Here is a 21,106-nt window from a genome sequence, read left to right on the forward strand (position 1 = left end):
CGAGAATCGTGTACGTTGTTTTAGTAAACTATAAAAAATATTTAAGATGGAATCTTTAATTAAATTTGTACAAGACGAATTTGTAACAAAAAACGATTTTCCAGAATTTGGAGCTGGAGACACTATTACTGTATACTACGAAATTAGAGAAGGTGAGAAAGTACGTACTCAGTTTTTTAGAGGTGTAGTTATTCAAAAAAGAGGTAGCGGAAGCTCTGAAACATTTACTATTAGAAAAATGTCTGGTACTATAGGTGTTGAGCGTATCTTCCCTATTAATTTACCTGCTATTCAAAAAATAGAAATAAACAAAAAAGGTAAAATCCGTAGAGCTCGTATTTACTATTTCAGAGGTCTTACTGGTAAAAAAGCAAGAATTAAAGAAAAAAGATTTTAATCTTAATTTCTTAAAAATTAAAAAGCACCATATAAGTTATATGGTGCTTTTTTTTTGAATATTATCATTAATAACTCATTCTATCTTTCCATTAATACTTATCTAACAAACTAAGAATAACAAAAAAGACAAGTTTTTAACCACTATTCTATTTAATATATAAAATTTACTTAAATATCCTTGAACAACTACTTTTTAGTAATCTTTTTATTCAAAAAAAAACATCCTTGGATAAAACTAGCTAATACCCTTCTATTTTCAATAATAAAATCTCTAAAAACAGCTATATAATTATTAATTTGATAATCAAAACAGCTAATTAATAAGAATTTTTCACTAAAAATTTCACGATATATTCATAAATTTGCCTGACTTCAAAATAATTAATTTAATTTTTACTTATGAATAAAACGGCTAAAATCATGTATACAAAAACGGATGAAGCTCCTGCGTTAGCTACTCGTTCGTTTTTACCTATAGTAAAAGCATTTACTAAATCTTCAAATATAGAAATTGAAACTAAAGATATTTCTCTTGCTGGTCGTATTCTTGCCAATTTCTCTAGTTATTTAACAGAAGAGCAACGCGTTGAAGACGCTTTAGCTTTTTTAGGAGAATTAGCAAAAAAACCAGAAGCAAACATTATAAAGCTACCTAATATTTCAGCTTCAGTTCCTCAATTAAAAGCAGCAATAACAGAGTTACAAGCTTTAGGATATGCTTTACCTAATTATCCAGAAGAAATAAACTCTGATGAAGACAAAAATGTTTTAGCCCTATATAACAAAGTAAAAGGATCTGCTGTAAACCCTGTTTTACGTGAAGGAAACTCAGACCGTCGAGCCCCTAAAGCAGTTAAAAACTACGCAAAGAAAAACCCACATAGAATGGGCGCTTGGTCTTCTGACTCTAAAACACATGTAGCAACAATGACTGAAGGCGACTTTGCTCATAATGAAAAATCGGTTACGGTTCCTTCTGCTACAAATGTTAAAATAGAACACACAGATACTAAAGGAAATATTACTGTATTAAAAGAAAAAGTATCTTTATTAGCGGATGAAGTTATTGATGCAACAGTAATGAACAAAAAGGCATTATTAAACTTTTTAGAAACTCAAGTACTTGATGCTAAAAATAAAAATGTTTTGTTTTCATTACACATGAAAGCTACAATGATGAAAGTTTCTGACCCTATTATTTTTGGTCATGCTGTAAGAGTTTTCTTTAAAGATTTATATACAAAACATTCAGAAACATTTAATGAAATTGGTGTAAATGTGAACAATGGTTTTGGTAATTTATTAGGTAATCTTAATGAATTATCTGAAGAAAAAAGAAATGAAATTTTAGCGGATATTGAAGCTGTTTACTCAAACAGACCTGATGTAGCTATGGTTGATTCTGATAAAGGCATCACCAATCTACATGTTCCTTCTGATGTTATTATTGATGCTTCTATGCCGGCTATGATTCGTACTTCTGGTCAAATGTGGAACAAAGAAGGCAAACAACAAGATACAAAAGCAGTAATTCCAGATAGTTCATATGCTAGCTTATATCAAGCAACAATTGACTTCTGTAAAGAGAATGGAGCTTTTGACCCAACAACCATGGGAACTGTTCCTAATGTTGGTTTAATGGCACAAAAAGCTGAAGAATACGGATCACATGATAAAACTTTTGAAATAGCCTCAAACGGAGCTATTAAAGTAATTGACGATAATGGAACTGTATTATTAGAACATTCTGTTGAAGAAGGTGATATTTGGAGAATGTGTCAAGTAAAAGACGCTCCAATCCAAGACTGGGTAAAATTAGCAGTAACTCGTGCTAAAGCAACTCAAACCCCTGCAGTTTTCTGGTTAGATGAAAACCGTTCTCATGATGCCGAAATCATAACAAAAGTAAAGAAGTATCTACAAGATCATGATACCAATGGATTAGAAATCCTTATTAAATCAGTTGCTGAAGCTACAGAATACACTTTAAAAAGAGTTAAAGCTGGTTTAGATACTATTTCTGTTACTGGAAATGTTTTACGTGATTATTTAACCGATTTATTTCCAATTTTAGAGCTTGGTACTTCAGCTAAAATGCTTTCTATTGTTCCATTAATGAACGGTGGTGGATTGTTTGAAACTGGAGCTGGAGGTTCAGCACCTAAACATGTTCAACAATTAGTTGAAGAAAATCATTTACGCTGGGATTCTTTAGGAGAATTTTTAGCTTTAGCTGTTTCTCTAGAACATTTAGGTGAAACTAACAACAACTCTAAAGCTAAAATTTTAGCAGAGACTCTTGACGACGCTACTGATAAATTACTAGAAAACAAAAAAGGACCTTCAAGAAAAACAGGAGAATTAGACAATAGAGGGTCTCATTTTTACTTAGCAATGTATTGGGCTGAAGCATTAGCTTCTCAAAATAAAGACAGTGAATTAAAAGTTCAATTTACTTCTTTAGCTGAAAAAATGATTGCTAATGAATCTGTTATAGTAAACGAACTAAACACTGTTCAAGGAAAAGCAGTAAATATTGATGGATACTACGAACCAAATGATAAATTGGCTGACGATATCATGAAACCTAGCCAAACATTAAATACTATTTTAGAAAGCTTTTAATAGTATTTATACATAAAATTCAAAAGCAGGTGAAATATCACCTGCTTTTTTGTTACTCAATAACCAAAACAAATTATGAAACCATAGTAACAATTCTTTGAGGTAAAGGAGCATCAAAGCCAGCTATTCCTAATTCTTCAACTATTTTTTGCCTTGTATCCCAATACACATCCCAATAATTCTCACAACTTACATAAGGCAATGCTAATAGTTCTATACTATTCTCTCCTAAATTATTAACTGCAACTCTTGGTTGCTTATCCTTATCTTTTAACACATTTACATCACTAACTAATACATTCATTACAATCTCTTTCGCTTTCTTTATATCTGACCCATAACGAATCGCAAACGGCATGTCCACACGTAAACTTCCAACTTTCGTTAAGTTTGTAATCTTTCCAGAAGTTATGGCAGAGTTTGGTATAATTTCAGTTTCATTCTGGAAGGTTTCAATAACTGTTACAAAAACAGATATCTCTTTAACAAAACCAAAAGCACCATTAGTTTTAATTAAGTCTCCTACTTTAAAAGGTCTAAAAACAAGCAGCATAATTCCCGAAGCCAAATGCCCTAATGAACCATTAAAAGCAGCTCCAATTGCAATCCCTACTCCTGCTATAAGGGCAGCAAAAGTTGCTGTAGGCACTCCAACTATTCCTGCTATAGAAATAATCAATAAAGCTTTTAAAACAAAACCAATTAGTGTAATTAAAAAAGGTCGTAAAGTTTCATCTATATGTTTAGATTCAAAGACTTTTGAAACTCCTTTAACTAAAATTCTAATAATCCATAGTCCGATTATTAAAGCAGCTAAAGCTCCAATTAATTTTAAACCCCAATCTCCCATTCCAGATGCTATTGAATTATAAAAATTAGTCAATGCATTTTGTATTGTTTCCATGTTTATTTAATTTTTTGTTAATCTATATTTTAAGACACCTCTTTTTTTAAAGCGTCACTTATAATTATTTTTTGTTGAGTTTACTTTCAAAGTTTGTAACTTTGATGTATGAACTTCACTAAAACAACAGAACAAGATTCGAATTATAATAACTTAGAAAAAATGAAACTTTCAAAGTTATTAACCAATATCAACAATGAAGATAAAACAGTACCTCTTGCTATTGAGAAAGAACTAATTTCAATTGAAAACTTAATTGAACAAATAGTTATTAAACTAAAAAAAGGTGGTAGACTGTTTTATATTGGAGCAGGTACTAGTGGAAGGTTAGGTATTGTTGATGCTAGTGAATGCCCACCTACCTTTGGGGTTTCACATGATTTAGTTGTTGGGTTAATTGCAGGTGGAGATATAGCTATAAGAAAAGCCGTTGAATTTGCAGAAGACTCAAAAGAACAAGGATGGATTGATTTACAAAAACACAATATAAATCAAAAAGATGTTGTAATTGGAATTGCTGCTTCAGGAACAACTCCTTATGTTATTGCTGCTTTGGAAAAATGCAACTCTGAAGGAATTACTACTGGTTGTATAACATGTAATAAAAAAAGTCCTTTAGCATTAACCGCATCCTACCCTATTGTAATAGTAGTAGGGCCAGAAGTTGTTACAGGTAGCTCAAGGATGAAAGCTGGTACAGCACAAAAATTAGTACTTAATATGATCTCTACTGCAACAATGATTCAACTAGGAAAAGTTAAAGGGAATAAAATGGTAGACATGCAACTTTCAAATAATAAATTAGTAGAAAGAGGTATAAAAATGTTAGTTTCCGAATTACATATCGACCAACAAACTGCTAGTCACCTAATAAAAAAGTATGGTAATGTTAGAAACGCTATAAAAAATTATAGAAATGAGTAAAGACACGTCTTTTGATAAAAACATAAAAAATTTATTTATTTTACTAGGTCTATTAATACTATCTCCTATAGTACTTAATGTTTCTTTTAAGGCATTAAAAGTTTTTACTGAACAACCTAAGATAATAATAGCATACACTTTATTAGTAATTGGCATTTTATTAATTCTTTACACTGTTTACTTTGGATTTAAAACTTTTAAGAATATATTAGACTCACTTTTTAATCAATAAAATTTGAACATTAAAAACAAGTTCTATAAAATATTTAATTGGGAGTATTGGCCATCTTCAATGCTTTACATACCCAATCTACCTTATGCTTTTTATTTAGCTTATAAGGCAAAGCACCTTGCGTTTTTTACAGCAGCCAATCCAAGCATTAAAAGCTCTGGAAACGGAACTGAAAGTAAATTCGCAACGATGAACCTTATACCTAAACACTTCAGACCGAATTCAATTCTAATACTTCCTAAAACAAAAATTGAACTTGTAATTCAAGAAATTGAAAATGCAAATATCTCATATCCTTTAATAGCCAAACCTGATGTTGGTTTTAGAGGTCTACTTGTAAAAAAAATAAATTCGCCCCAAGAACTTCAGTTATATTTAAAAAAATACCCGATCAATATAATAATTCAAGAATATATTGATTACAAAAACGAGTGCGGTATATTCTATCACCGAAATCCAAATGAAGCTACTGGAAAAATAACATCTATAACTTTAAAAAAGTTTTTATCTGTTACAGGAAATGGATATTCTACCCTAAAAGATTTAGTTATAAAAGATGATAGAGCTCAATTATACATTGATATAATTAATGAGACACATCCTTTAAAATTAAATACCATTCCTAAAAAAAATGAAATAATTAAACTTTCTGTTATTGGAAATCATTGTAAAGGAACCCAATTTATTAACGGGAATCACCTAATAAGTAAAGAGCTACATAAAACGTTCGACGAAATAAACAAATCAATTAATGGGTGGTATTATGGAAGGCTCGATATTAAATATAACACCTTTGATGAACTACAAAAAGGAATAAATTTAAAAATATTAGAAATAAATGGTATATTAGCTGAACCCACTCATATATATGACAGTAAAAACTACAACTATCTAAAAGCTTTAAAAGAGATACGTTTACATTGGAATAATTTATACCAAATTGCAACTACAAATCATACACAATTCAATGTACCGTATAAAAGCTCTAAGCTGTTTATTAATGAGATGTTGAATTTAAAAAATTACGTTACAAATATTAAAAATCTAAATTAATTTTTTTATTTTTGTGACCTAGCAGAGTAAATAAGTGTCTAATTATTAGTACTCTTAAACAAGACTAATGATTAAAGCACGCAACTTAAATCCCCTAAGTATTATGAAGATATTTTTGTCTTTATTTTTTGTTATACTTGTACATCAATCCTTTTACGCTCAAGTAAAAATAGGAAATAATCCAAATGTAATAAATACTAACTCTATTTTAGAGTTAGAAAGTAATAGCAAAGCCCTTGTTATTACAAGAGTTAATGACACTCAAATGAATAGTATCCTTCCTCTAGAAGGTGCTATTGTATACAATACTGATCACAAATGTATTTTTCAATATACAGGATTAACATGGAATAGCTTGTGTACTACTCAAACAAATCAACAGTTAACTTTTAATCCCTTAACTCAAGAGTTAACCTTACAAAATGGTGGTACTGTTGATTTAAGTTCTCTTATCAATGATAATGATAATGATCCTTTAAACGAAACGAACACTTCTTTTAGAATACAAAATGACAATATCGAGATAACTGATCGCAATGGAACGTTATCTATACCTCTATCTGATTTAGCAGATGCAATAGTTACTAACACTCCTGGCCTTACTGGTGCTGATGGAGCAACAGGCGCTACTGGAGCAACAGGTGCTACTGGAGCAACGGGTGCCGCTGGTGCAGTTGGAGCAACAGGTGCTACTGGAGCAACAGGTGCCGCTGGTGCAGTTGGAGCAACAGGTGCTACTGGAGCAACAGGTGCCGCTGGTGCAGTTGGAGCAACGGGTGCTACTGGAGCAACGGGTGCCGCTGGTGCAGTTGGAGCAACAGGTGCTACTGGAGCAACGGGTGCAACAGGTGCAGTTGGAGCAACAGGTGCTACTGGAGCAACGGGTGCAGTTGGAGCAACGAGGTGCTACTGGAGCAACGGGTGCCGCTGGTGCAGTTGGAGCAACAGGTGCTACTGGAGCAACAGGTGCGTAGGTGCAGTTGGAGCAACAGGTGCTACTGGAGCAACAGGTGCCGCTGGTGCAGTTGGAGCAACAGGTGCTACTGGAGCAACAGGTGCCGCTGGTGCAGTTGGAGCAACAGGTGCTACTGGAGCAACGGGTGCGCGGTGCTAGCTTGGAGCAACAGGTGCAAGTGGACCAGTAACTAATCTAACTCAAAACCTTACTACAGGTACTATAACTTATGTAAACGAAGTACCTACCTCTCAAACGGCTAATGTCGTTGGAGCAGAAACTGATAATAATATTAAAGTTGGTGCTAATGGTGGTGCTTATTTAGCTGGACCTACTATCAAGGCAGCTGCTAAAGTTACCATGACATACAATGCTGATGCAACGAGTACTTATTCTTCTCATTCAATTGCTAAAAATTATAACATAGCAACCATTACTAGAATAAATGAAGGTGATTATCAAGTTACTTTTACAACAGCAATGAGTGATGCTAATTATATAATTCAATTAGCTATTAAAGATTGTGGCGGTAATTGTCCTGGAAATAGCAATACTAATTATGATGATCCTGGAATTACATATTATAATCAAACCGCTAGTGGTTTTAGAGTTAACATTGGAGATAGTGATAATGGAGGTAATCAAAAAGATGATATCGATTTAGAATTTATGTTTAGCGTTATTGATTTTTAATAATAACACTTAAATCTTTTATAAATAAATTAAAATATAATCAACTAACAATAATTACTATTTTTTATTCCTAACTGATAAATAAAAATAATCGTGAGACGTATATTTCCCCTTGTCGTTCTTTTATTTACATCAACTTTATTTTCTCAAATTGATGCAAATTCTGTAATGGGTGTTCCTGTAACTGTAAATGATACTGAAATGAATGGTATAACAGGAGCTAACGAGGGGTCAATGGTTTATAATATTTCTCAAAAAAACATATATATATTCGACGGAACGAATTGGGTTCCTGTTAATAAAGATAAAAATACAATTGGTGATATTGTATATAGCTCTTTAACAGCTGATCATTCTGGTTGGTATCTATTAAATGGAAGAGCTATAACTACATTACCAACAAATGCTCAAACTAATGCAACAAACCTAGGTTTCACAACCAACTTACCTAATGCTGAAGATAGAGTTTTAAAACACCCTTCTGCAACTCAAAATATTGGTGACCTAGGAGGTCAATCTAACACTGTTTTAACACAAGCTAATTTACCTAATGTTACTTTTAATGGAACTACTTCAACAAATGGTAACCACAACCATACTGTTAGTAGAGCTATAGGAACTGATCAAGTTAGACACCCAAGTGATGCTAACAGAACGTTTTTCAATCAAAACGGAAGTACAAATACTAATACTACAGGAAACCATAACCATACAGTTACAGTTAATAGTGGAGGTAGTAATCAATCTTTTGATAGGTATCAGCCTTATATAGTCTTTAATACTTTTATTTATTTAGGACTATGATAAAACAAACATTCATCTTCCTAACTTTTATAGTTATAGTTAACTCTATTTACTCTCAAATAGATAGCGATTCTGTTATGGGAATACCAGTAGCAAATAATGATACAGAAATGAATAATATTTCAGGAGCTACAGAAGGTTCAATCCTTTACAATATGACTCAAAAAAATATTTATTTTTTTGACGGTAGTAATTGGAGCCCTGTTAACGAAGTAAATATTTCTTTAGGGCAAATTAAATACAGTGTTTTAACAACTGATCATTCTGGTTGGTATATATTAAATGGTAGAGCTACTAGCTCTTTACCTACTTTGGCTGAAACTAATGCTACAACTTTAGGTTTTACGACTAATATTCCTAATTCTGAAAATAGAACATTAAAACACCCCTCCTCTACTGAAAATATAAATGACACTGGAGGTTTATCAAATACTACTTTATCACAATCTAATTTACCTAATATAAATTTTGCAGGTACAACATCAGATGATGGTAATCATAACCATAATTTTAATAGAGCTTTAGGAGCTGATCAAATTAGAAATGGTGCAGATGCAAATAGAACTTTTTATAATCAGGGAGGTACTACAAACACTAGTACATCTGGAAATCACAGCCATACATTTTCAGTAAATACAGGTGGTTCTAGTCAATCTTTTGAAAGATATCAACCATACTTAGTAGTTAACACATTTATATATTTAGGATTATAGTTATGAAAAAGATACTATTCTTTATAGCCTTTATTTTTACATGTAATTTAGTAGTCTCCCAAATTGATGCGGGTTCAGTGATGGGGTTACCAACTGCTCAAAACAATACAGAAATGAACAATATTACTGGAGCAACTGAAGGTTCTTTCCTATATAATATTGCTGAAAAAAACATTTATTTTTTTAATGGTACTGCTTGGACTGCTCCTACTAATTCATTTACTAACATCTATTCTTCCAATGGTACATTACTTGGCCCTAGAACTTTAAATGGTGGCGGAAATTCACTAGTTTTTAATAACTTAAATGTATTACAATTTTTTAGTAATGGCGCTACTCAATTATTTGCTACTGGAGCTTTACAATTAGGCTCTACAGGTAATTCTACACAAATATCTGGTGCTTTAGGTTTAACATTAACTGCTACTTCTAATGGCATTACTTTAAATGGGAATACATTACTTAATAACAACTTAAGAGTTGTAGGTTCTTTTTCAGATAGTAGTTCTAATGCTGGAACAAATGGACAAGTATTATCATCAACCGGAACAGGGACTCAATGGGTCGATCCAAATTTAGCAGAAGTTATTAATAAAACAGCTAGTTACACATTAACATCTGTAGATAATGGAAAAGTTTTTACTTTCAATAGTGCTACCGATGTTACACTTAACGTTCCTGCTGGCTTACCTGTTGGTTTTAATATTAGTATTTATCAAATAAATACAGGTAAAATAGAAATAGCTGGAGCTGGAGGGGTTACAGTTTTAAATAGACTTTCACGCTTTAAAACAGCAGGTAAAGATGCTGGAGCTGGGCTATTATGTACTAGTACAAATAATTTTCATTTAACAGGAGATTTAAAAAGATGATAGTATATAAGCATAAGAAAATAGCTTTCATTTTTTACTTCATATCCTTATGGGGTTACTCTCAGATTGCTACCTATAATCAATATCCTACATTAAAACCATCACACATTCTAGATGAAAAGCTTACAGATATTAGCTTTGCCTTTTCTATGAGAGTTCTAGAAAGTGATTATGTAGGTCCTTTAATTAGGTTGAGAAGAGCTGGTGATAATGCTGAACAAGATTTTGGATGGGGTGATAATGATATAGTCGATATAGTAGCAATTAACGCTTGGAGAGGTGCTAATAATGTGTTTGTTCATACATGGTATGACCAAAGTGGTTTAAATAGACATGCTATTCAAACAACACTAAACAAACAGCCTCGCTTTTACCCTGAAACATTTCCTTATTTTCAAGGAGATGGTAGTAATGATCATCTAACTATAGACACTCCTAATGGAATACAAGATGTTACTACAAATGGTGATAGAGGAACAGTTATTGGTGTAATGAGAGCTACAAGAAAATCACAACACTCTTTCGGTGTACTAGTAAGCTCTAATCGTTGGTCTGCCCATGTAAACTGGAATAATCAAAACTTATACTTTGACCCTGGTGTATGCTGTAACCCAACTCGTAATTTTAATAATAGTGGAAATAATAATGTATGGGAAATATATTCTTTTATTAAAACAAACACAAATAGTATAGCTCGTTCAGGTGGAGTACAACGCTTTAATGGAGCATATATACGAGGTAGATGTACTAGAACAGAAGATTTTGCTATTGGCTGGGCAACTGGTAATCAATCTGCTCAGCATGCAACTACTAGTTTTAATGAATTTATTATGTATAAAGTAGATATTAATGCTACTGAATATCAAGAAATAGAAGAAAACTCAATCACCTTTTGGGGATTGTAAAAAGAGTTATTAAACATAAGTAAATGTAAAATTATAACCTTTTATCGTTATAAAATTACTTCTTACCGAAATATAAATAACTTTAATAGTAAATAAAATATCTTTGATGTGTAATTAAGAATTAAAAAACACGACATATGAAATGATGTATATAACATAAACAGGAACATACAGTATAAACTTTTTCAAGTTTCAAAATAAATAATTAAAGAATTAAAAAATACGGGGGTATTTATGAAGTTTTTATTATCTATTATGGCATTATTTATGTCATTATTTATCAACGCTCAAACATCAGCGTTTCACAATTACGGAAATATTAAAATGCATGAAAATGCAAGTGTAGGATTTCATACTGACTTTATTAACGATGGAGTTTTGGATGACAACAATAAAGGATTAGCTGGTTTTTACAGTGATAGTGAAATAAGAACAGTATCTGGTAACAACAGAGCTGTTTTTGAAAACCTAGAATTTGATGCAATAAATGATATTGAATTATATAGCTCATTGGGAACAACTGGAGAAATGAGCTTTATCAATGGTAAAGTTTTTACTCCACGAAATGAACCTAATGTATCATTAGATTATATAAATCATCAATTTTATATTGGAGAAGATGATTCAAGACATGTTGATGGTTACTCTTCTGTTTTTGGAACTAATGAATTTGTTTTTCCTATTGGTGATGACAATAGATTAAGACCAATGATTTTACCATCACAAACTAATAATAATGAATATAGTGGGGCTTATTATTTTTATAACCCAAACACTCCTCCTACTCATTTTACAGAGTCTTTTTCTACTTCTCAAAAACAAATTTTTATTAGCAACATCAGTAATTTAGAATTTTGGGATTTAGATGGAGCTTCAGAAACAAAAATCACACTTACTTGGGACCCAAAAAGTGATATAAATGCTATTAGTAATAATATTAATCTTTTAAGAGTTGTTGGGTGGAGCAAAACTGAATCAAAATGGATTGACTTGGGTAGAACATCTTCATCTGGAGATCTTAATTCTGGTAGAATAATGTCAAATTCTTTTATTCCTGATGAATATACTGTAATAACTATAGGTTCTGAATTCGCTGCAGGTGAATTAGCTGATATAAACTTAATATTTACTCCTAATGGTGATTCTGAAAATGAAACATTGACTTTTGAAGGTTTAGAGCAATATAAAAATAATAATTTATCAATTTTTAATAGATGGGGTAATGTAGTTTACGAAACTGAAAACTATAAAAATGATTGGAAAGGAAAATCAAATGGTAGAGTTACTGTTAATAAAGATCAAGATTTACCAGACGGTACCTATTTTTATTTACTGAAATTAGGAAGTGATGAAAGTAAAAGCCAGAAAGGTTGGATTTATATTCATAGATAATTATAAAAAATATTAAATAATAATAATAATAGTTACATAAGTAAAGTAAAAGATTTCACCAAAAAAACCTCTCATGAAAATGAGAGGTTTTTACATTAAAAAGAACTATAACTCCTACCCTTTATGGAACTAAATATTCTTATTCTTTATTTTTTTGGCACGCAATTTGAAAACTATAAATAAATGCGGTAGCTGAAAAGCATATAGAGTAGGCATAACCCTAAAACTAGTAATTATGAGAACAGGGATACTTTTTTTATTAACAATAATGTTTTTAACACCTTTAAGTGCAAACAATATTAATAAATCAACTAGCAAAATTGGGGTTACATATCGTTACGATGACGCAGTAACCTTTGTAGAAAGAAATGTTCAATTTCATGTTTTTTTAAATGGTGAATTTGATTTTAACACACATTATAGAGATACCAAATATGTAGATTATTACGGTAGACGTACTAAAACCAATAGAGGTGTTCGTATTGACAGGGATTTTAAAGGTAGAATTAGACGAATTGGTAATGTATTTGTTAATTACGACTACAGAGGTAACGTAACACGTATTGGTAGTGTATTTATTAGATACAGAAGAGGTCAATTAACTAAAGTAGGAAATTTACGTGTTAGATATGATAGGTGGGGAAATCCATTTTATAAGGGAGATGTAAAAAGTCAAAGATACTATAATGAATATGAAAGTTGTGATGATCGCTTCAGTATAGATATTAATATTGGAGATGTTTTTGACTATGACAATGCATATTTTTATAGAAGAGATTTCAGAAATAACTATCGTCAATTTAAAGAAGATAACAATTTCTTTTATTACAGAGCAAAGCCTAATGCTAGAATAGGTAAACGTAGTAAAGTTTTAAAAAGAAGAAAGAGTAAAAGAAATAGTGATAATTATTACTTTAAAAAACCTACAACAAAACAAAAAATAAAATCAAGGAGAAATAAATAAACTAAAAAACCCGAGTCAAAACTCGGGTTTTTTAATATAAAGTGTATTCTTTTATTCTTATTTCGCCACATTAACCGCTCTCGTTTCACGAATTACTGTTACTTTAACCTGACCTGGATACGTCATATCATTTTGTATTTTTTGTGAAATATTAAATGATAATTCAGCTGCTTTAGTATCATTAACTTTTGCACTTTCAACCATTACACGTAATTCACGTCCAGCTTGTATTGCATAAGCTTTTTGTACACCTGTAAAACCGAAAGCTATATCTTCTAAATCTTTTAATCGTTGAATATAGCTATCTAAAACTTGACGACGAGCTCCTGGACGTGCTCCAGAAATAGCATCACAAACTTGTACAATAGGTGATAATAAACTCTTCATCTCTATTTCATCATGGTGAGCTCCAATCGCATTACAAACATCTGGTTTTTCTCCATATTTTTCCGCCCATTGCATACCTAATAAAGCATGTGGAAGTTCACTTTCAGTTTCAGGAACTTTACCTATATCATGCAATAAACCAGCTCGTTTAGCAGCTTTAGCATTTAAGCCCATTTCTGCAGCCATAATACCACAAAGGTTAGCAACTTCACGCGAATGCTGAAGTAAATTTTGTCCATAAGAAGAACGATATTTCATTCTACCTACGGTTTTAATTAATTCAGGATGCAAACCATGAACTCCTAAATCAATAACTGTACGCTTACCTACTTCAATTATTTCTTGGTTTATTTGTTTTTCAGTCTTTTTAACAATCTCTTCAATTCTTGCAGGGTGTATTCTACCGTCAGTAACCAATTTATGCATTGATAATCTCGCAATTTCTCTTCGTACAGGATCGAAACATGATAAAATAATTGCTTCTGGAGTATCATCAACTATAATTTCAACACCAGTAGCTGCTTCTAAAGCTCTAATATTACGACCTTCTCTACCAATAATTCTACCTTTAACATCATCAGATTCTAAATTAAAAACTGAAACACAATTTTCAACAGCTTGTTCTACTCCTACTCTTTGTATTGTGTTTAATACAACTTTACGAGCCTCTTGCTGCGCAGTCATTTTAGATTCTTCAACTGTATCTTGGATAAAAGCCATAGCATCAGCTTTTGCTTCTTCTTTTAATGAAGCTACTAATTCTGTTTTTGCTTCATCTGCAGATAATCCTGAAATTTGTTCAAGCATGTCTACATGACGCTTGTGTATTTTTTCAACTTCAGCTTCTTTTTTATCTAAAAACTCTAATTTATAGTCATAATCAGCCTCTTTTTTCTCTAGACCTCTATTTAACTTTTTATTTTTATCTAATTCTGAAGAAACTTGACTTTCTTTATCTCTTATTCTTTTTTCTACATCTGAAACCTTCTTTTCTCTTGATAATATAACCTTTTCATGTTCAGATTTAAGCTCAATAAATTTTTCTTTAGCCTGTAATATTTTTTCTTTTTTAATTGAATCAGCTTCTACTTTTGCCTCTTTTACAATATTTCTTGCTTCTTTTTTTGTTTCTTGTATTAATTTATTAGCTTTTGTTTTTTCTAACATTTTAGCAATAATAAAACCTATTACTAAACCTATAATTCCTGCTAACGCAGGAAATAATACTCCCTCCATAATTTTAATTTGATTGTATAAAAAAAGCCTACATTAATAAGGTCTTATAAACTCCGGGTGAACAGGTTTAGGACTAACTGATTGATCAAGAATCCGAAACAAAGTCGGCGTGCTTTACTAATCAAGACTTATCCTTTTTAATTTAATAGTGTTGAGTTTATTAAACTAGGTATTAATGTAGGCAGTATGTTAATAATGTATTTTAAAGAACTTATAATTGCGCGTCTAATAAATTAGTTAACGCCTTTATTTTATGTAATACTTCTTTATCTTCCTCTTCTTTACTAATTGATGCTATTTCTAATTTAGATGCAAATTGTAATGCACACATTGCTAAAACATCTTGTTTATCAGACACTGCATAATTTTGCTCATATTTAGCAATTAAATCATTAATGTTTTTAGCTGCTTTACGCATCCCTTCTTCCTCACTTGTATTATTAACACTTAAAGGATAAGTTCTACCTGCTATTACAACATTAACTTTTAACTTTGTCATGTAAAGAACTTTTAAATATTTAAGAGTTTGATGCATTTATCAATCTCTCTTACTAAAGTATTTATTTTATGTTTTGTTTCTCTTGTATTTTCGTTACTGCCCTCAATAGTTTTTGCAATTTTCAACAATTTAAATTCTTTTTGGTTTATTGCTAATTCTTGCTCTTTCTCCTTTAATAAATTATGTAACTTAGCATTGTTTTGAAATAAAATCTTATTTTCTTCCTTTAAAAATTCATAATTGGATAACAGTGTTTTTAATCTATCTTCCAGTAAATGAATTGCTTTTTGAGTGTTACTCATTTATTTTTTGAGAATAAAACTATTTCTACAAAGTTACCATTATAGATTAATTTAACAAAATTTTTACAGCTTTTTAGTAAATAACTCTATTTTAACCATTTACTTTTTATTATAATTTTGCTAATTTTGTTGCAAAACTATTGCAATTTTGAAATTTTACTCTTTTCTTTTTTTAGTATTTCTTAGTCAATTTGGATTTACTCAGCATCAATATCCTAAAAACTATTTTTCTTCTCCTTTAAAAATTCCAATAGTTTTATCGGGTACATTTGGTGAATTGCGTAGTAATCATTTTCACTCTGGAATAGATATAAAAACACAAGGAAAGGAAGGTATACCTATCTATGCACCAGCTGATGGACATGTTTCTAGAATAAAAATTGGGCAATATGGTTTTGGAAAAGCCATATATATTGAGCATCCTAACGGATATACTACAGTGTATGCTCATTTACAAAAATTTAAAAATCCTATACAACAATATGTTAAATTCATACAGTATAAAAAAGAAAAATATGCAATTGGGAATATTTTCCCTAAGCCTGAAAAGTTTCCAATAAAAAAAGGAGATATAATTGGTTATACTGGTGATACTGGAGGGTCTGGTGGTCCACATTTACATTATGAAATAAGAAACACTAAAACAGAAAAAATAATTAACCCTTTGCTTTTTGGTATAAACCCAAAAGATAATAAGAGACCAACAATTCAAAAATTAATTGCTTACCCATTAAGCGATGATGCTCGTATTGATAATTCAACAAATAAAGCTGTTTTACAATTTAAACAAGTTGAAGAAGGGAAATATATTACTGACAGAATTAATGCATATGGAATAATTGGCTTTGGTGTTAGTACTTTTGATAGACTAAATGGTGCTACAAATAAAAATGGAATTTATAGTTTAGAAATGAAAGTAAACGGGACAACTGTATATTATCATGATGTAGAAACATTTTCTTTTTCAGAAAGTAAATTCATTAATTTATTAATCGATTATAAACACTACAAAAAATATAAGAAAAGAGTTCAAAAAACACATAAAGTACTTGAAAACAGATTGAGTTTGTATAAAAACTTAGTGAATAACGGAAAAATTGTTATTGAAAACGGATTAAATTACACTGTTGAAATACTAATTAAAGATTTAAAAAATAATACAACTAGTGTTAAAATACCAGTTAAGGGTGTAAAAAGTAATTTAATTTTTCAGCAAAAAGATACAACTAACTTTAAAATTACTGCTAAAAACTTTAATAAGTTTCAACAAAAAAATAGCATAATTGCTTTTCCTAAAAACACCTTTTATAAAGATTGTTTTATAGATTTTAAAGTTGAAAATGGTATAACTAAAGTTCATACTCCTACAATACCTTTAGATAAACGCTATACATTGACGTTTAACACAACTCATTTAACAGACTTACAAAAACAACAAGTATATATTGCTAATGTAGATTACCCAAAATATCCAAGATATGTTTCTACTAAGAAAAAATTTAACAAAGTATATACTTCTACTAAATCATTAGGTAGTTACAAATTACTATTTGACACAAAAAAACCATACATTAAATTATTAAACTTTTACAATAAACAATGGGTTACAAAGCATAAAAAACTCAAAGTTAAAATTATCGATAAAGAATCTGGCATACGAAATTATCATGCTACCATTGATAATCAATGGGTTTTAATGGAATTTAATCATAAAAAAGGAATATTAACTTATGATTTTAGTGATAAAAAGTTGGTTGGTAGCAAACATCTTTTTAAACTTGTACTTTCTGATAACGTTGGTAATACCAAAACATTAAAAGCTACGTTTTTTAGAAAGTAAACACACATTATTTTGAAGAAACTAATCATATTACTTTTATTCCCAACACTTATTTTTGCTCAAAAAACAGCATTAGTTAAAGGAAGAATTACCAACAAGTATAACTCGCCAATTGAAGGTGTTGCTATATCTTACTTACAAAAAGGAACTACAACTGATCAAAACGGTAACTATCAATTTACTATTCCTATAAGAAAAACAGTAAAAGTTACTTTTAGCCATGTTTCCTTCAAAATAATAACTAAAAAGTTTACAGCAAGAGGTAAAAGAACTTTTAATTTTTCTCCAACTTTAGAATATATAAATGAAAAGTTAGAAGAAGTTGTTGTTAAAAACAATAAGAAAGAAGCACAAGGAATTACAAAAATAAATATTAACAAAGTAAAAAACATTGTTGGCGCAAATGCTGGTGTAGAAAATATATTAATGACCTTGCCAGGTGTTAGTAATAATAATGAATTAAGTACACAGTATAATGTACGAGGTGGTAATTTTGATGAGAACTTAGTGTACGTAAATGGGATTGAAATATACCGTCCTTTCTTAATCCGTTCTGGGCAGCAAGAAGGTCTTAGTTTTATTAATCCACATATGATACAGAACATTAATTTTTCTGCTGGTGGATTTCAAGCTAAATATGGAGATAAACTTTCTTCTGTTTTAGATATCACCTATAGGAAACCTAAAGAGTTTGGAGTTCAATTAGACCTTAGTTTGTTAGGAGGGAGTTTTACAGTAGAAGATCTTTTTTTAAAAGATAAACTTAGTGCTATGGTTGGGGTACGATACCGTGACAATAGTTTATTTGTAAATAGTAAACAAACAGAAGTTAATTTCAGACCAGAATTTACTGATATCCAATCAGCTTTCTCTTATACAGCTTCTAACGAATTAACACTTAATTTTCTTGGTAATTTTTCTTTAAACAATTATAATTATAAGCCTTTAACCCGTAAAACTAGGTTTGGTACAATTGCCAATCCTCTTGAATTAATTGTTTTTTATAGAGGTCAAGAAAAAGATCGTTTTAAAACTCTTTTTGGTGCTTTTTCAGCAGACTATCAAGTAAATGAAAATCTTAAACTAACAGGTACAATTTCTTCATTTAACACCCAAGAAGAAGAGTATTTTGATATAGCTGCTTCTTATAACTTGGGAGAAGTTGATAGTAATGTTGGTTCAGAAAATTTTGGTGAAGTTAAATTTTCTCAAGGGATTGGTTCTCAAATAAATCATGCTCGTAATGATTTAGATGCATTAATAAACTCTGCCCAAATAAGAGCTACATTAAAAGATGGAAAAAATGAATGGAAAGCTGGTATCAAATATCAAACTGAAAACATTAAAGACAGAATTAATGAATGGGAAGTAATTGATTCTCTAGGTTTCTCTGTGCGACCACCGCATCACTCTACAAACAATCAACCTTATTTACCATATACTGGACCAATTGAACCTTTTAAAAGAGTAAAAGCTAAAAATAATGTTGATATTAATAGAGCTTCTGGGTTTATTCAATTTAGTAGAAAAACAGAATGGAACAATCATAAAGTTTGGATAAATTTAGGAGTAAGATCACATGCTTGGACAGTAAACACAAACAACCAACCTTCTAAAAGCCAAATTACATTTAGTCCTAGAGTTCAATTTGCTATTAAACCAGACTGGGAAAAAGACATGCTATTCAGAATTTCTGGAGGATGGTACTCACAACCTCCTTTTTATAAAGAATTACGTGATTATGATGGAATAGCACACCCAGAAGTAAAAGCACAGAAATCAATTCATTTAGTAGCTGGTAACGATTATAGCTTTACACTTTGGGAACGTCCTTTTAAATTAACTACTGAATTGTATTATAAAAATTTAACTGATGTAAACTCTTATTCTGTTGACAATGTTCGTATTCGATACAGAGCAGATAATATTACTGAAGCGTATGCTTATGGATTAGACCTTAGAATAAATGGTGAATTTGTTCCTGGTAATGATAGTTGGATTAGTTTTGGGTATTTAAAAACAGAAGAAAACATTAATAATCAAGGATATATTGCTAGGCCAACTGATCAGCGTTTAAAGTTTGGAATGCTTTTTCAAGATTATGTACCTAATTTACCTGATTTAAAAGCTTACTTAAATATCGTATATAATACTGGAGTTCCTGGTGGTGCTCCAGCTTATGCTGATGTTTATCAATACCAAAATAGACTAAACGACTACAAGCGTGCTGATTTAGGTGTTTCTTATGTTGTAGCAGATATTAACAAACAACACTCTAATGGATTTTTACGTCATTTTAAAGAATTAACTATTGGGTTAGAGTTATTTAATGTTTTTGATATTCGTAATGCAATTACCAATACTTGGGTACGTGATGCTTATAGTAAACGTCAATACGCTATACCTAACTTTATGACTGGAAGAGTTATGAATTTTAATGTTAAAATGAAATTTTAATACTACTTAATAAGCTTTGTAAACACATTATATTGTTAAAACCTCCAACAAGCTATTCGGGTAACTTTATTTCCTTGATTCATCGAAATAACTTTAAATTCTGTTACCCCCAATTTTTTAGAGGAATTTTCTAAACTTTTAATATTTTCTTTTTTAGATACTAAACTTGTAAACCATTTACTAGCTTTAGGGTATAATGAACTTTCATATAGGTAAGTATGTAAAAAAGCTTTTTCTCCACCAACATACCATAATTCGTTAGAATTCCCTGCAAAATTACGCACTGCATTATTTCCTAAGTTCCTAGATTTTCTCCTATTTGCACCCCTAGCCTCCTCTTCTGATTTATAAAATGGAGGATTACACATCATTGCTGTAAACGAATCATTGGGTTGTAATAAACCTTTTAAAATATTTGTCTCATCTTTTTGAAAACGCAATTCAATACTATTTCCCAAATTATTATTGTCAATGTTTTTTTGGGCTATCTTTAGTGAATCAGCATCTATATCGGTACCTATAAAATTCCAGTTATAAACTGCATTTCCTAATAAAGGGTAAATACAACTGGCCCCAGTTCCTATATCCAATACTTTAACATTCTTTTCATTTCCTAATAAATCAGCGAGATAATGAATATAATCTACCCTACCAGGAACTGGCGGACATAGATTAGTATCAGGAAACTCCCAATACTTAATATTATAATACGCCAATAATAAAGCTTTATTAAACTCTTTAACTGCTACTGGATCGGAAAACTCAATAGTTTCTTTACCAAATTTCTCTACAACAAACTTTCCTATTTTAGGATATTTCTCTTTAAGAACAGTAAAATTATAATCGCTATTATGTAAATTATTAGGATGTAGTGATTTCATATCTATTTAACAAAAGTTCTGCAAAAGTAAGGATTAAGACTTATCAGCTACTTAAATATCACTATAATA

General features: G+C 30.6%; 20 protein-coding genes and 1 other RNA gene. 15 read left to right on the top strand and 6 right to left on the bottom strand.

All coding sequences use genetic code 11. The features are described 5' to 3' along the window. The first annotated feature begins 46 nt into the window (after positions 1-46). On the top strand, positions 47-397 hold the full coding sequence (gene rplS / locus BLV71_RS17750) for a 50S ribosomal protein L19 (RefSeq protein WP_093871836.1): 351 nt from the start codon (positions 47-49) through the stop codon (positions 395-397). A 401-nt stretch (positions 398-798) separates the two neighbouring features. Then, the gene (locus BLV71_RS17755) at positions 799-3,024 is read left to right on the top strand and encodes an NADP-dependent isocitrate dehydrogenase (protein WP_093871837.1); all 2,226 of its coding nucleotides are present in this window, start codon (positions 799-801) and stop codon (positions 3,022-3,024) included. Positions 3,025-3,097: 73 nt separating this feature from the next. On the opposite strand, the gene BLV71_RS17760 is transcribed toward BLV71_RS17755, so the two are convergent. After that, on the bottom strand, positions 3,098-3,928 hold the full coding sequence (locus tag BLV71_RS17760; protein ID WP_093871838.1) for a mechanosensitive ion channel family protein: 831 nt from the start codon (positions 3,926-3,928) through the stop codon (positions 3,098-3,100). A gap of 108 nt (positions 3,929-4,036) precedes the next feature. On the opposite strand from BLV71_RS17760, the gene murQ reads away from it, so the two are divergent. The 11 genes from murQ (at position 4,037) to BLV71_RS17815 (ending at position 13,435) form a co-directional block, all read left to right on the top strand. Next, entirely contained in the window at positions 4,037-4,852 is an 816-nt protein-coding gene (gene murQ / locus BLV71_RS17765; protein WP_093871839.1) for an N-acetylmuramic acid 6-phosphate etherase, read from the top strand. Beyond that, positions 4,845-5,084, top strand: a complete 240-nt coding sequence (locus BLV71_RS17770; protein ID WP_093871840.1) for a DUF6095 family protein — start codon at positions 4,845-4,847, stop codon at positions 5,082-5,084. The genes murQ and BLV71_RS17770 overlap by 8 nt, the downstream gene beginning before the upstream one ends. A 3-nt stretch (positions 5,085-5,087) precedes the next feature. Beyond that, the gene (locus tag BLV71_RS17775; protein ID WP_143032814.1) at positions 5,088-6,137 is read left to right on the top strand and encodes an ATP-grasp domain-containing protein; all 1,050 of its coding nucleotides are present in this window, start codon (positions 5,088-5,090) and stop codon (positions 6,135-6,137) included. Between the two features lie 103 nt (positions 6,138-6,240). Beyond that, positions 6,241-7,251 (top strand): hypothetical protein, encoded by a 1,011-nt coding sequence (locus BLV71_RS18960; RefSeq protein WP_304442077.1) that lies wholly within the window; start codon positions 6,241-6,243, stop codon positions 7,249-7,251. Between the two features lie 201 nt (positions 7,252-7,452). Further along, positions 7,453-7,785: a hypothetical protein gene (locus tag BLV71_RS17785; RefSeq protein ID WP_093871842.1), complete on the top strand. Its 333-nt coding sequence runs from the start codon at positions 7,453-7,455 to the stop codon at positions 7,783-7,785. A 93-nt stretch (positions 7,786-7,878) separates the two neighbouring features. Then, positions 7,879-8,589: a hypothetical protein gene (locus BLV71_RS17790; RefSeq protein WP_143032815.1), complete on the top strand. Its 711-nt coding sequence runs from the start codon at positions 7,879-7,881 to the stop codon at positions 8,587-8,589. After that, positions 8,586-9,302, top strand: coding sequence for a hypothetical protein (locus BLV71_RS17795; protein WP_093871844.1), 717 nt, complete (start codon positions 8,586-8,588; stop codon positions 9,300-9,302). Before BLV71_RS17790 ends, BLV71_RS17795 begins: the two co-directional genes overlap by 4 nt. A gap of 2 nt (positions 9,303-9,304) precedes the next feature. Further along, complete coding sequence (locus BLV71_RS17800; RefSeq protein ID WP_143032816.1) at positions 9,305-10,174, top strand: hypothetical protein; 870 nt, start codon at positions 9,305-9,307, stop codon at positions 10,172-10,174. Then, positions 10,171-11,079, top strand: coding sequence for a hypothetical protein (locus BLV71_RS17805; protein ID WP_093871846.1), 909 nt, complete (start codon positions 10,171-10,173; stop codon positions 11,077-11,079). The genes BLV71_RS17800 and BLV71_RS17805 overlap by 4 nt, the downstream gene beginning before the upstream one ends. A gap of 234 nt (positions 11,080-11,313) precedes the next feature. After that, positions 11,314-12,471 (top strand): gliding motility-associated C-terminal domain-containing protein, encoded by a 1,158-nt coding sequence (locus tag BLV71_RS17810; protein WP_093871847.1) that lies wholly within the window; start codon positions 11,314-11,316, stop codon positions 12,469-12,471. 235 nt (positions 12,472-12,706) lie between these two features. Next, entirely contained in the window at positions 12,707-13,435 is a 729-nt protein-coding gene (locus BLV71_RS17815; RefSeq protein WP_143032817.1) for a hypothetical protein, read from the top strand. A gap of 57 nt (positions 13,436-13,492) precedes the next feature. On the opposite strand, the gene rny is transcribed toward BLV71_RS17815, so the two are convergent. The 4 genes from rny to BLV71_RS17835 form a co-directional block, all read right to left on the bottom strand. Beyond that, positions 13,493-15,058, bottom strand: coding sequence for a ribonuclease Y (rny, locus tag BLV71_RS17820; RefSeq protein ID WP_093871849.1), 1,566 nt, complete (start codon positions 15,056-15,058; stop codon positions 13,493-13,495). A 48-nt stretch (positions 15,059-15,106) separates the two neighbouring features. After that, positions 15,107-15,215, bottom strand: a non-coding RNA gene (gene ssrS / locus BLV71_RS17825) — 6S RNA. A gap of 54 nt (positions 15,216-15,269) precedes the next feature. After that, positions 15,270-15,557: a cell division protein ZapA gene (locus tag BLV71_RS17830; protein WP_093872084.1), complete on the bottom strand. Its 288-nt coding sequence runs from the start codon at positions 15,555-15,557 to the stop codon at positions 15,270-15,272. Between the two features lie 11 nt (positions 15,558-15,568). Further along, a complete protein-coding gene (locus BLV71_RS17835; RefSeq protein WP_093871850.1) occupies positions 15,569-15,859 on the bottom strand; it encodes a hypothetical protein in 291 nt (96 codons plus the stop codon). A gap of 148 nt (positions 15,860-16,007) precedes the next feature. Here BLV71_RS17835 and BLV71_RS17840 point away from each other — a divergent pair, with 148 nt between their 5' ends. Further along, the gene (locus tag BLV71_RS17840) at positions 16,008-17,699 is read left to right on the top strand and encodes a M23 family metallopeptidase (protein WP_093871851.1); all 1,692 of its coding nucleotides are present in this window, start codon (positions 16,008-16,010) and stop codon (positions 17,697-17,699) included. A gap of 12 nt (positions 17,700-17,711) precedes the next feature. Beyond that, entirely contained in the window at positions 17,712-20,156 is a 2,445-nt protein-coding gene (locus tag BLV71_RS17845; RefSeq protein WP_093871852.1) for a TonB-dependent receptor, read from the top strand. 35 nt (positions 20,157-20,191) lie between these two features. Here the strand turns inward: BLV71_RS17845 and rlmF are convergent, their stop codons facing one another. Then, a complete protein-coding gene (gene rlmF, locus BLV71_RS17850) occupies positions 20,192-21,037 on the bottom strand; it encodes a 23S rRNA (adenine(1618)-N(6))-methyltransferase RlmF (protein ID WP_317047317.1) in 846 nt (281 codons plus the stop codon). Positions 21,038-21,106: the final 69 nt, after the last annotated feature.

It is taken from the genome of Tenacibaculum sp. MAR_2010_89 (assembly GCF_900105985.1).
Taxonomy (GTDB): domain Bacteria; phylum Bacteroidota; class Bacteroidia; order Flavobacteriales; family Flavobacteriaceae; genus Polaribacter; species Polaribacter halocynthiae.